The following is a 12,098-nucleotide window of genomic DNA, read 5'->3' on the forward strand; positions in this document are numbered from 1 at the left end:
CGTGAAGGCCGTAAAACCAAAGAGAAGGTAGACGTATTCAGCTTCGAACTGCTGGCCTACCGCCACCTGGTGAACCCGGGCGCCATGCCGTTCTCCGATGAAGACGACAAGAAGCTGCCCAGCTACTTCACTACCTCCGACGACGTAACGCCCACGCAACACGTCGACATCCAGGCTGCGGCACAGAAATGGGTAGATTCCTCCATTTCCAAAACCGCTAACGTTCCGACAGAATTCCCGTACCAGGATTTCAAGGACATCTACCTGTACGCCTACGACAAGGGTCTGAAAGGCTGCACCACCTTCCGCTTCAACCCGGAAGCGTTCCAGGGCGTACTGGTTAAAGAGAAAGACCTTGAGAACACAATGTATGAGTTCACCCTGGACGACGGCAGCAAAGTGACCCTGCGCGGCAACGAACAGGTTGAGTACGACGGCGAAATTCACACCGCCGCCAACCTCTTCGACGCGCTGAAAGAAGGCACTTACGGCAAGTATTAATCCGGGAACCGACAGACAGGAATTACGAACATGACAGTGAAAATCAGCAACAAGATCGTCGGCTACCGGGTAAAGAAAGCCGACGCCGAGACCACGGGTGAGCACCAGGCGCCGGTGAAAGCCGACACCAAGCCGGTGGAGATGAACGAGAACATCGAACGCCCGGATTTCCTGCTGGGCACCACCTACAAGATCAAGCCGCCGGTGGCCGAGCACGCGATGTACATTACCATCAATGACATCCTGCTGAACGAAGACACCGATCACGAGAGCCGGCAGCCGTATGAAGTGTTCATCAACTCCAAATCGATGGAACACTTCCAATGGGTTATCGCCCTCACCCGCGTTATCTCAGCGGTGTTCCGCAAAGGTGGTGACGTCACCTTCCTGGTGGAAGAGCTGCGCAGCGTTTACGACCCCAACGGCGGGTATTTCAAGAAGGGCGGCGTGTTCATGCCCTCACTGGTAGCCGAGATCGGCGCCGTGATCGAGAAGCACCTGAAGGCCATCGGCCTGCTGGAAAGCGACGAGCTGAGCGAGACCACCAAGCGCATCCTCGCTGAAAAGCGCGCAGAGTTTGAGGCCAGCCAGAACAAGGCCACCAACGACGACAGCGGCAGCGACTACCCCGCCAACGCCACCATGTGCGGCAAATGCAGCACTAAAGCGGTGATTGTGATGGACGGATGCGCTACCTGCCTGTCTTGCGGCGACAGCAAGTGCGGTTAAGGTGATTGACTGCTGAGTGATGAAAAGGCCCGGTTGCGGAAGCTTCCGGGCCTTGCTGTTTAAAGGCAGCACACACAAGGAATGTTCATAGATCATGGCAAGGAATCAAGGCCAAGGTGGGCCGATTGAATCACGGCTAATCAGCTTATTGGCATCGTTGTTTTTCTCTATCCCAACAGCAGCCCTCATTTGGCTCTGGGTCAATTTGGAGTTAGCCATTTACTGAGATTCCTTTCTCAGTAGTGGTTACCTTGTCGCCTGTATTATTGTCTTCGCTGTGTTGGCCATACTGCTCCCGCAATTGTTTCCATCCATTCTCGGGTCCATTTGGCGGGGTTACATGTTTGATGCAGTCAGCGCACGCTTTGATCAGTTTTAATAGGGACGTTATGAAGGAAATTCTTGTTGTTGGTTGTGTCTTGTTTTTGGCGGCTTGTAAATCAAGCAATTCCGATAATGACCAGCCAGATGTTGCCGCCAAAACAATCGCTCCTGAGGTAGGAAGCTGGATCAGGGCCTGCTCCCCAATTGATGATGTGATCACAGCAGAAATATTTTATGACGGCGAGTTATCCGCTCGGTGGGTAGAGCGACTCGACATCACAGAAAACACTATAGTGGTCTCTCGATCCGTTTATATTGATGAGATGTGTGAGACGCCTCTGTCCTTCGAGGACGGACCCGGAATTGTACTTCAGTGTTTCGGGGAAACTCGTGAAAGAGTGCTGGTACAAGGCGTATACGAGGTGCTGAGCTTTCCCTACATAGATGACCGGTACAATCCCCAGGTTCCCGAAAGTTGTGATTTGGCATCTGAGCCGGGCATGAACGTTTATCCGGTGGGTGATGTGCTCTACAGGGCTTACTATACGGACGCGATGAGCAGTGAACCCTCGGAACTGGTGGTCGATTTCAATCAGGTTTTTGAAAGGGTCCAGTGATCTGAATCGACCATTTTTCACCGGAAAGGGAACAATCTTTGGAAAGGATAACCGTGCCTGCGTCAGCCCCTCTGGTCAGCATCATCACCCCCACCTTCAACCGTGAGCGCACCATCACGCAAGCGGTCGAGTCTGTGCTGGCCCAATCCTATCCCCACTGGGAGCTGATCATCGTCGATGATGGCTCCCGGGACAGCACCCGCGAGAAGCTGGCCAGTTACCTGAATGATGACCGCATCCACTACCATTTTCAGGAAAACCAGGGCCAGAGCATTGCCCGGAACCTGGCGCTTCAATATGCCCGGGGCGAATTACTGTGTTTTCTGGATTCCGATGACCTGTGGGTGCCTGAAAAGCTGGAGAAGCAAGTGGCGCTTATGGAGGCTCACCCGGAGGTGGATGTCCTTCACAGTGATGAAATCATGATCGACGAGCAGGGCCGGGAGTTGTCCCGCAAGAATATGCGCCGGTACTCGGGCCGGATTGCCCGCCAGATGCTGGTGGACAACAGCGTAAGCATCAACACGGTAATGGCGCGGCGGAAATGCTTCGATGCCCTGGGCGGGTTTTCGGGCCGCTACGGCGTTGCCGACGATTACGACATCTGGCTGCGTTTTTCAGCCCGTTTCACCTTCCTGTATGTGCCCGAGTACTGGGGTTATTACCGGGTGATGGCAGACCAGATTTCCAGCGACAAGAAACGCCGATTTGCCGCCAACGAAGCGATCATTCGTGATTTTATCGGGGAATACGGAAGTACACTCCAACCCGGTGACATCCGCTGGGGTCTGGCCCGCTTCTACTGCCGGAAAGCCCGTCATTTTGCATCAGCAGGAGACTCGGCGACGGCCTGGGGCGCGGTTGCCCAGGGGTTGCGGTATGCTCCCCTGGATTCGGTGGTATGGCGCGCCGTTTATCGGGTGATCTTTCCCCGCCGTGGTGCGAGACAAGATTGACATTGGTAGCCTGCCAAACTGGCTTTCATCAAAAAAGGAATGACCATGAAATGCCCTAAATGCAGAAATACGGACCTCAAACCCACCAAAATTGAGGATGGCCTCCCGGTTATGGGTTGCCCGGACTGTGAGGGTGCCTCGCTGTCATTGCTCTACTATCGCGACTGGGCGGAACGAAATGCACCGGTCGAGCAGAGCGAAGCCGTAGACGCGGATGTAACCGTCGAAAACGATGCCAAAACCGCCCTCTCCTGCCCCAAGTGCAGCAAACTGATGACCAAGTACTCGGTATCCAGCGAGCACAAGAACCGTATCGATCTCTGCGCATTCTGTGATGAGGCCTGGCTCGATGGCAGCGAATGGACGTTACTCAAGTCCCTGGAGCTCGCCCACAAACTTCCCTCGGTGTTCACCGACCAATGGCAGCGGAAGGTGCGGGATGAAAAAATGGAGAGCAAGAAAGTCGAGCGCCTGAAAAAACTGGTGGGAGAAACCGATACCACGAGGGCCGTTGAAATCCGGGATTGGTTGAAGAATCACAACCGAAAGGCTGCTATCGTTCAGTTTATTGCCTCGGAGTAATCGGTGTTTAGCTGGAAACGCTGAACTTCCCCGCTCTCGCGGCACTGGTAACTACCCGTGTCGCGTCATAAGGTATCGGTTCCACCATATCGTCAATGGAAAGCGAAACCAGCGGCGGTATCGGCCATTCAGCCCTCCTACTTGCCAATACTGGTGTTATCGCGCGCTTTGCCTAAACTAATCCAAGGTTCTCCATCTTCAGACTTTCTGCCTCCACACAGGTTAACTATCTGTGTCCTCGCTGCCTTAATGTCCTGATGCTTTGATGGTCCGCAGTGCTCCTACCTAACGGGGTCAGGATGCCTTCCTGCTCCGGTAACTACCGCAGGACAAAAATGAGGGGATTACAATGAGACTGATCTTCCGATCAAGCGGAGGCCCGGTATCCACCGTCTATTACCGAATCTTTGATGCCGATGACACGCTACACTGGATAGGCCTCGCTGATGGCAAAATCGACCTTTCAAGGTACGGCCGTAATTCCCGGGACGCCTACAAAGACCTCTCTCCCGGGCACTCAAAAGTAACGATGGAGCTGAAATGGGGAGGCATTACCGGTAGCGCCATTGTCAGTGCCAAAAAACAATACTCCGAGCACAGTAACGTGGTCATCACGCCGGTGATGACACCGGTGGAAATCACCACCGAACCCATGGATCTGATAAAGCTCAGCGGCAAAAGCGACCAAACCATCCTGAGGAACCGTGGCAGGGAAGAATCCGAGCAGACTTTCATGCTTGATGCCAAAAAAGCGGCCGACATAGCGATGGCTGTAGTGGATGGTTTAATCGGTGGTTATGCCAAAACCAGCGTAGTACTTGGCACGTCCAAAACGGGTGTTGGTCTCGCAGGACAGATACTCAGCTTGTTCGGTTCAAACACAAAACCAGAGCCTCTGAAACTCGAAGATATCACCAGCAGCCTGATCGAAGCACTGAGCCAGAACGAGGCTAAGGTCCAGTCAGCCAAAATCATGTTGGTATCCCGGTGGCTGGATCACTACATATCCAAATCCATCGCTTTGAGTACTCAGGGCAATGCCGCTGGCCAGGATCTGTCGGAATACGACAAACAGGAATTCCGGGACGAGTTGAACGCGCATCTGGATGGCAGAACCGAATTTATCGGCGCACTGGCAGTGTTGGAACACAACCGCGAGATAAGAAAATACGCGATCCCGGAATACATCATGGGGTTGACCTTGCGACTGCACATGGAGCGGCTCCATCTCCACGTCAAGAAAGAGCAATCTCCTCTTGATGAACACGACATTGCGAAAATCATCAGCCTGGCACAAGGATACGTTACGACGCTCCACGAATGTGAGTCGGACTTCAAAAAGCTTCGCGCCGACCTGATCCGAAAATACCCACTGATCGATTCGAGTTGGGAAGATTATACTAACCCTGCACCGGGCTCAGGGATTATCGATGTGGTCGATATGAGCGGCCCGGAAGGCTCGTGTTTTGGTCGGGGAATTACCGTCAAATACCTGGCCGGAGACCGTTGGTTGATCATCAAGACGATCAGCGCGCTGAGTGCAATCATCAAGGAAATGGAAAGCTACAACCTGGCAGAAACCTCGCCGCCCAAGGCACCAGAGGTCAAAAGCCTGCAGTAACGGCCTATACTCATTGGCCGGCCACAGCGTGGCCGGCAGCTTTATCACCATAAGGTGCGATTAGGCCGCTATCACTGCAGCTACTCAGGGCCAAGCGGGCGCCCTCGCTATAGATCGGCGATTCGCTATAATTACGGATCTCAAATCCACTCATCTATCAGCGGACTACTCCACAAAGAAAAAGGACTTTCCATGACTCTCGGATGGGTAATTGCCGGCACAATCGGCCAGGTGCTTCTGGCCTACATGCTGTTTATTCTGGGTGTATTCGGTTTCAGCGCCGTGGGTAACACCCACCGCCCCACTCCGTTCGATTTCTCGGTACTCAACTCGGCCCTGTATGCAGCGCCTGCAAGCTGTCTGATCAGTGCGGTGGTTGTTATTGGTCTCTACCGCTCTGGCGCGAGTGAAATGTCCTATCTCTGGTACGCAGCGCCGATTCTGTTGTTTGCAAGCTACTGCCTGTACGTCAAGCTGTGTATCAAACGCCAGTGAGTGGCGTTGTGTCGAAAATCTTCAATACCCGCTCGCCCGTAGTCATTATTGTGAAACTCCAACACTATTGGAGAACATGAACGATGACTGCACGCGCGAACTATATCGGCCTGGCACCCAAAGCCATGCAGATCCTATTGAATCAGGAAGCCTATCTGAAAGAGCAGTTCAGCGACTCCAGCATCCTGAGCACGGCGTTGTGGGAGCTGCTGAAGCTACGGGTTTCACAGATTAACCAGTGCGCCTTTTGCGTGGACATGCACAGTAAAGATGCCCTGGCCCAGGGCGAGACAGTGGAGCGTTTGATTGGCTTGAGCGCTTGGCGGGATATGCCGATGTACTCAGCCACAGAGCGCGCGGCTCTTGAGTGGGCGGAGCATCTTACCCAAAGCAAGCCGGTGGACGACCACTACTATGACAAACTGGCAACGGCCCTTGGCGAAAAAGGGCTGGTTGATGTAACCATCGCGGTGAACGCGATCAACAGCTGGAACCGGATCGTCAAAGCCTTCAAGCCAGAGGTAGGCAGCTATAAACCCCAGTAGCCTTCGCAAACCTGCATTCGACTTTCAGTTGTCCTGTCCATCGGGCCCGCTTTCGGCCTTTGTTCAGGGGCTTTGGTCTGCGGCTGTCTCAGAATCGGTAGCGGAACCTGTGGTAAAGCTGTTGCATTCTGAGGCGTGCAGCAGCATCTGGTTCAGTCTTGCGGGGGACGTACGAATCGGGGATATAGCAATTCCTGAAGGGGTGGTTGTTTTGCCGGTAGAGAAGGTGGCCGCCCAGGTATCACTGGCGCCGGGATCAGAGCTCGCGGGGATTCGCTTTCAGCCTGCCATCGGCTATGGCCTGATCTGCCAGCACTTTGGCCGGCCCACGGTACTGAACCGTGACCCGAGGCAATTGCCCGGTCTCATTCCGCTCTTTTCCCGCCTTAAAACCTGTTGCAACAACGTAAGCCGCGTGAGCACGATGCAGAGCTGGGCTGAGAACAACTTCCGGCTAACCCGGCTCATTCCCGGCGCTCTGCAGCAGGCTCTGGACTGTATAAGAGACGATGCGGAACCGGGCTCGCTCACGCAACACCTGGAAATCAGTCAGCGCCATGTGGAACGCCTTTTCAAACACTGGATGGAAATGACGCCCAAACAGTACCAGCGCATTCTTCGGGTGAAACGGGCCATCAATTACATTCGTGAGCATGGCCAGGTTAACCTGGCCGAAGTCGCTCACCAGTTCGGCTTCAGTGACCAGGCCCATATGACCCGGGAGTTTCGTACGATTGCGCGCATCACGCCGGGCCAGGTGTAATCACTGAAAATGAGGCATGAGGACTGGAATCTCCCCGCTTATTTTTCGTAGCCTGTTATCAGGTTCATTGGCAGCCTCCCGACCAGGTCAGATCAGCAAATCAGGAGTTGTATCTCATGAAGGGAATCAGAAGCGCCTGCGCGCTTATTATCCTCACGTGTCTCTCGGCACTGACTCAAGCCGCCACCGCCGTCGAAATGGCCAGGCAAGCGTATTTCCTGATCGAGCGCGACCCTCTCGATCTCGATCAACGAGATGAAGCCAGTTACCTGATTCAGCGCGCCAATGTGTTGGACGGCGACGAGCCATGGGTGGCGGTTGCCCAATCCCGCCTGACTCTGGTGAGCGGCTACAAGGTTGGGCAACGACACGATCGCCGGGCCTACGAAGAAAGCGCCGTCAGCACCGCAAGGCAACAGGCAGAACGCGCAGTTCGTAATGGGCCGAACCTGGCCATGGCACACGTTCAGTTGGCCATGGTGCTCATTATTCAAGGCGAACTGCGTACGGCCTGGGATCATTTGAATACCGCAGACTCACTGGATGAACAGAGCTTCTACCCCTGGTACCTGCGGACGGTTATCGCGATACACCACAAAGACGAAAAATTCGCCGCAGAGGGTTTCAAAGAAATCGAGAGCAGAGCATCCCAGAAGTATCAGAAACGCCTGTTGCTTCATGAGCGCATGCGGTTGGCCAAGGCCACTAAGAACCTCGAGGAGCGGGATCGGCTGCATCGCAAAATGATCGAGCTGGACCCTGACTATGCCTACGCCTGGGGCAATTACGGTTCATTTTTACTTGGCCAGAAACGTTACCGGGAAGCCGTGCATAACCTGGAGCGAGCCGTAGAGTTGAAACCCTACGGGCTCGCGGTGAGCCAGTTAGCGGAGGCACGCAGGAAGCTGAATCAGGCGTTTTGATTCGCTTCAAACACTCAAAACAATATCCTCATAATCAAACCGTACCTTCGGTAACTGCGCCGTGGTGTCCCAGACACTGCGGTACCCCAGCGCCACGATGGCGGTGCTCTCCAGGCCAAGTTCCGGCAGTCCCAGCACTTCGTCGTAGGCTTTATGATCGAAGCCGGTCATGGGGCAGCTGTCGATCTGCATGGTGGCGGCGGCGGTCAGAAGGGTGCCCAGGGCAATGTAGGCTTGCTGATGAGCCCAGGCTTGTTTCTCGGCCGCTGTTTTGCCCGAAAGCGCCTGTTTCATATGTTCCACATATCCGGCAATGTCGCTGGCCGGGACACCGCGGGTCTTCACGAACTGGTCTACGTAGCGATCAACGGTGTGGTCGCCAATCTCTGTCTGGGCCGCGAAAACGATCAGGTGGGAGCACTCCAGCACCTTTTGCTGGCCGAATGAGTGCGCCAGCAATGCCTGCCTCACCCGCCTGCTCTCCACTACTAGGAGCTTGTACGGCTGCAGACCGTATGACGAGGCGCTTTTCCGTGCCGCATCCAATAGAGTTTCGACAGTACGGGTATCAAGCTTTTCCGGTGAAAATTCGCGAACGGCGTAGCGCCAGTCCAGGGCTTGGTGGATATTCATGGTGATGACTCCCTTAGCAGTGACGTGTTGCTGACCACTCTAGGGCGCGGTTATCTATCAAAAAACAGAGAATCCTGAAGAATACTTTTTCCAATATAGAAATAGTTGTACCAACACAGTCATCGGGTAATCGTTACCGCTCATTCCCAATACGGCTTGTCACCGAGGTGTTGGTCAATGTGCTCCAGCAACAACCGCACTTTGGTGGGCTGTTTTCGCCCCGGGGGAAACAACGCGAACACGGTATAGGTCTGGGGTGGGTATTCCGAAAGTAAGGCCACCAGCGCCCCATTGGCCAGGTCCTGTTGTACCAGGAAGCGCGGCACCAAGCCCACCCCTGCACCGTTGAGCAAGCTCTGCCGAATGGCCAGACTGCTGTCGGTACGGTAATTGCCGCTCACGACGACTTCTTTATCGCCCAATGCCCATACCCGGGGCCGGTCATGAAGATTGAACATCAGGCAATTCTGTGCGGCCAGGTCGGCGGGTGTGTGAATGGCGGGCGAATGCTCCAGATAGCCCGGCGCAGCACAGACAATATTCCGGGACTGTCTTAGCGGTTTGGCCAGCAGGCTTGAATCTGCCAGAGTGCTGCGAATGCGAATGGCCATGTCCACACCCTGCTCCACCAGGTCCACCATGCGGTCACTGAGCTGAAGATCGATCTCGATCTCCGGATACCGGGCCAGAAAGCTGTCGATGGCCCCGGTAATGTGGGTAAGCCCAAAAGACATGGGAACGTTCAGGCGGATAAGGCCACGGGGTTCCGCCTGAAATCCGCGAGCCTCCAGCTCGGCATCTTCAAGTTCATCCAGCAATGCCTGGGTACGCTTCAGAAAAGCCAGACCAGCATCCGTCAGGCTCATGCGGCGGGTGGTACGGTTGATCAGGCGAGTATCAAGATCTCTCTCCAGAAACGCGATGTGTTTGCTAACGGTGGCTGCGGTGATATCCAGGTCGTCGGCGGCCCGGGTGAAACTGCCCAGTTCTGCCACGCGCCTGAAGATGTTCATTGCGACCAGTTTGTCCGTAGCCATGGCTCGCCCCTCATTATTTCCAATTTGGAAGGAGTATTATTCGAATTAGACTGATTATCAAATCAATCCGAAAGCGCACACTGGTGGTCACCAGACATTTTTCACACATCGGAGTGCCAGCCATGCTTGCCACCACATCAAGATTCAGCCTTCCCCTCCAGGCCGTACTCTGGGGTTTACTGCTAATCAATGGCTTTCTGATTGCACTAATGCTGGCGCTGGCCAAGGCCGCAACGTCTCTCGGCCTGCCGGCCGTTGCCTACGCCTTCTGGCAAACACTCATTGCGGGCGTCGTGCTGCTGTTATGCACGGGGGAGCGCCGGGCGATTCATCAAGCAAGATTCGCCCGCTATTTTCTGGTCAGCGGCCTGACCGGCATTGCCGTGCCCAACGCCATCGGTTTCTTTCTGGTGACAAAGCTGGGGGCCGGCTACACGGGAATTATGTATGCCCTTCCGCCTATCTTTACCTTCCTGTTAGCGTGGGGCCTGGGGCTGGAAAACCGCAACTGGCTCAAGCTCGCCGGGTTGTCCATCGCGGTGATGGCCTGCGGCTGGATTGTGGTTCAACGCCATGCTGAAATGAGCAACGCCAGTCCACTCTTGTTTGTTCTTGGGCTGGCCATCCCTGTGATGTTGTCTGTGGGGAACGTATATCGCTCTGTGGCCTGGCCAGCAAAAGCCAAACCGATGATTCTTGCGGCCGGTACCCTGCTGGCGTCTGCCCTGGCGCTGGCTCTGTTCGCCGCTATGACAAACACCGAACTGCTTCCATCAGGCACATCGCCTCAGTTGATTGGCATTCTGATGCTGCAGGGGCTACTCACGGCCCTTACCTATCTGGTCGCCTTTGAACTGCAACGGCGCGCAGGCCCGGTATTTTACAGTCAGTTAGGCGCTGTCGCCGCCGTGTTCGGGCTGTTGATCGGCGTCGTCTGGTTCAGGGAGCAGTATTCTGCGGCCATCTGGCTTGGGGTATTTCTGGTGATTCTCGGCTTACGAATCAGCAACCGTGCGGCGGCACCTGCTCCATCCTGAACGGAGCATTTTTCAGGCATTCAGGGTTACTCGATCGGCTGGCGTAACTTGCGGCGGAACTTAAAACAGAATAGCTTGAACACTTCTGGTTAAACCTTGAACGGAGCTCAATCATGCAAAGGATCGCATCACCCAAATTTGGTTTGCTCGGCCTTTCAACGCTGTGCCTGCTTCCCGGCATTACCCAGGCCGGTGGCCCGTCTCCCGAACACTACCTCAAAAACAGCCCGATGGTATTGGAGATTCGCTATTGCGAATGCCAGGCCACAGAGCCAGGCCAGGCTCCCACCGAATTACGCCCGGCGTTTCTGGAACAATCGCGTCTACTGGAAGTTGACGTAGACCCTGACGGCAAGGGCTTTGTGTCGTCACCTGAAATGACACTGGACTTTGAACTAAGAGCCCTGCCGGAATCCCCCGGGGATTTCATGCTTAGCTTTGCCGGCAATTATGTGGCCGGCCAGCAAAATAGCACCAGCACCGGAGAGGTATTGCTAAAGGACGATCAGTGGCTGAATCTGTTCGGCTCCGAGCATGTAAGAGAAAACAGCACGCAATACGGCGATGTTGCGGTAAGACTTATTTCCGGAGACTTGCAAGCCAGGTAGTAGTGATACACTTGCAGCCCGCCATTAAAGCCCACTTTGAACTGGTTCCACGAGACGCTCATGGTTAAATCGATCGCTTTGGCGGTGCTTCTTGTCCTGCTTCTGGCTCTGATTGTTTTTCAGTACGCCATAACCTCTGTGCCCAGCCTTGAGCCACCCATCACCGTGAGTGATGCCCGGCGCGTCGATGACAACAACTCCTTGCTGGTGTCGCTCACCGGAAGCGATGGACAACGTTTCACCCTGGGGCTGCGGGGCGATATTGAAGACAAACCGGAGGAAACCGCGCTGTTTTTCATCAGCCGCCCGAACCTGGTGCCCTATGTGTACTGGCCAGGGTTCCGCAGTAATGACGAAAAACGGGTTCTGAATTTGCTGACGTCTTGGGAAAAAAACCGAAAGGCGCCTTCTGAAGATTCAGAACACGCGGCGTATCAGATTTATTCAGTGTTAAAGGGTCGAAACTAACCCCGGGCTCTAGCCCGGGGTTAACTTAAAGCTCAGGCTTACGAGCAAGAGCCGCAGCAGGTACCGCCCTCACCGTGCCCACCCTTTTTTGGCTCGTCGTTCTGCGTCTCCGCAGTACCACTTGCCTCGACGTGTTCAACGCCATTGCTTTCAGTTTCTGCGTCTTCTTTCTTGAAAATATTCACGAATGACAGGGCCATTTGGACTCCTCGGTTTACTACTGGATTTAACATTCATTTTTTATGAATGTTATTGGGAG

At 54.6% G+C, this 12,098-nt stretch carries 15 protein-coding genes and 1 pseudogene; 13 read left to right on the forward strand and 3 right to left on the reverse strand.

Annotated elements, in window-relative coordinates; all coding sequences use genetic code 11:
* The 10 genes and pseudogenes from B3Y70_RS11730 to B3Y70_RS11775 form a co-directional block, all read left to right on the forward strand.
* Positions 1 to 501, forward strand: a pseudogene (locus B3Y70_RS11730) (ribonucleoside-diphosphate reductase, adenosylcobalamin-dependent); the annotation flags it as partial.
* Positions 502 to 531: 30 nt separating this feature from the next.
* Entirely contained in the window at positions 532 to 1,230 is a 699-nt protein-coding gene (locus B3Y70_RS11735; protein ID WP_023008181.1) for an NrdJb, read from the forward strand.
* A gap of 389 nt (positions 1,231 to 1,619) precedes the next feature.
* Positions 1,620 to 2,171, forward strand: coding sequence for a hypothetical protein (locus B3Y70_RS11740; protein ID WP_153741087.1), 552 nt, complete (start codon positions 1,620 to 1,622; stop codon positions 2,169 to 2,171).
* Positions 2,172 to 2,224: 53 nt separating this feature from the next.
* On the forward strand, positions 2,225 to 3,127 hold the full coding sequence (locus B3Y70_RS11745) for a glycosyltransferase (RefSeq protein WP_227548919.1): 903 nt from the start codon (positions 2,225 to 2,227) through the stop codon (positions 3,125 to 3,127).
* A gap of 45 nt (positions 3,128 to 3,172) precedes the next feature.
* A complete protein-coding gene (locus B3Y70_RS11750; RefSeq protein WP_153741086.1) occupies positions 3,173 to 3,709 on the forward strand; it encodes a zf-TFIIB domain-containing protein in 537 nt (178 codons plus the stop codon).
* Between the two features lie 631 nt (positions 3,710 to 4,340).
* Positions 4,341 to 5,330: a hypothetical protein gene (locus tag B3Y70_RS11755; protein ID WP_288589841.1), complete on the forward strand. Its 990-nt coding sequence runs from the start codon at positions 4,341 to 4,343 to the stop codon at positions 5,328 to 5,330.
* A gap of 192 nt (positions 5,331 to 5,522) precedes the next feature.
* Positions 5,523 to 5,825, forward strand: a complete 303-nt coding sequence (locus B3Y70_RS11760) for a hypothetical protein (RefSeq protein WP_023008175.1) — start codon at positions 5,523 to 5,525, stop codon at positions 5,823 to 5,825.
* An 83-nt stretch (positions 5,826 to 5,908) separates the two neighbouring features.
* A complete protein-coding gene (locus tag B3Y70_RS11765; protein ID WP_011784580.1) occupies positions 5,909 to 6,370 on the forward strand; it encodes a carboxymuconolactone decarboxylase family protein in 462 nt (153 codons plus the stop codon).
* Between the two features lie 202 nt (positions 6,371 to 6,572).
* Positions 6,573 to 7,133 carry a helix-turn-helix domain-containing protein gene (locus tag B3Y70_RS11770; RefSeq protein WP_273031578.1) on the forward strand — a complete coding sequence of 187 codons (561 nt, stop codon included), beginning with the start codon at positions 6,573 to 6,575 and terminating at the stop codon, positions 7,131 to 7,133.
* A gap of 116 nt (positions 7,134 to 7,249) precedes the next feature.
* Positions 7,250 to 8,056: a tetratricopeptide repeat protein gene (locus B3Y70_RS11775; protein WP_153741083.1), complete on the forward strand. Its 807-nt coding sequence runs from the start codon at positions 7,250 to 7,252 to the stop codon at positions 8,054 to 8,056.
* Between the two features lie 6 nt (positions 8,057 to 8,062).
* Here B3Y70_RS11775 and B3Y70_RS11780 read toward each other — a convergent pair whose 3' ends face one another.
* Positions 8,063 to 8,689 carry an NAD(P)H-dependent oxidoreductase gene (locus B3Y70_RS11780; protein WP_011784577.1) on the reverse strand — a complete coding sequence of 209 codons (627 nt, stop codon included), beginning with the start codon at positions 8,687 to 8,689 and terminating at the stop codon, positions 8,063 to 8,065.
* A 140-nt stretch (positions 8,690 to 8,829) separates the two neighbouring features.
* A complete protein-coding gene (locus tag B3Y70_RS11785; RefSeq protein ID WP_011784576.1) occupies positions 8,830 to 9,726 on the reverse strand; it encodes a LysR family transcriptional regulator in 897 nt (298 codons plus the stop codon).
* A gap of 122 nt (positions 9,727 to 9,848) precedes the next feature.
* On the opposite strand from B3Y70_RS11785, the gene B3Y70_RS11790 reads away from it, so the two are divergent.
* From B3Y70_RS11790 to B3Y70_RS11800, 3 genes are all read left to right on the forward strand, one after another.
* On the forward strand, positions 9,849 to 10,763 hold the full coding sequence (locus B3Y70_RS11790) for a DMT family transporter (RefSeq protein ID WP_011784575.1): 915 nt from the start codon (positions 9,849 to 9,851) through the stop codon (positions 10,761 to 10,763).
* A gap of 113 nt (positions 10,764 to 10,876) precedes the next feature.
* Positions 10,877 to 11,371, forward strand: coding sequence for a hypothetical protein (locus tag B3Y70_RS11795; RefSeq protein WP_273031536.1), 495 nt, complete (start codon positions 10,877 to 10,879; stop codon positions 11,369 to 11,371).
* A 60-nt stretch (positions 11,372 to 11,431) separates the two neighbouring features.
* Positions 11,432 to 11,839: a hypothetical protein gene (locus tag B3Y70_RS11800; RefSeq protein WP_273031538.1), complete on the forward strand. Its 408-nt coding sequence runs from the start codon at positions 11,432 to 11,434 to the stop codon at positions 11,837 to 11,839.
* A 38-nt stretch (positions 11,840 to 11,877) separates the two neighbouring features.
* On the opposite strand, the gene B3Y70_RS17605 is transcribed toward B3Y70_RS11800, so the two are convergent.
* A complete protein-coding gene (locus B3Y70_RS17605) occupies positions 11,878 to 12,072 on the reverse strand; it encodes a CCGSCS motif protein (RefSeq protein WP_353937797.1) in 195 nt (64 codons plus the stop codon).
* Between the last annotated feature and the right edge of the window lie 26 nt (positions 12,073 to 12,098).

Source organism: Marinobacter sp. UBA5687 (genome assembly GCF_002420325.1).
GTDB classification, from domain to species: domain Bacteria; phylum Pseudomonadota; class Gammaproteobacteria; order Pseudomonadales; family Oleiphilaceae; genus Marinobacter; species Marinobacter nauticus.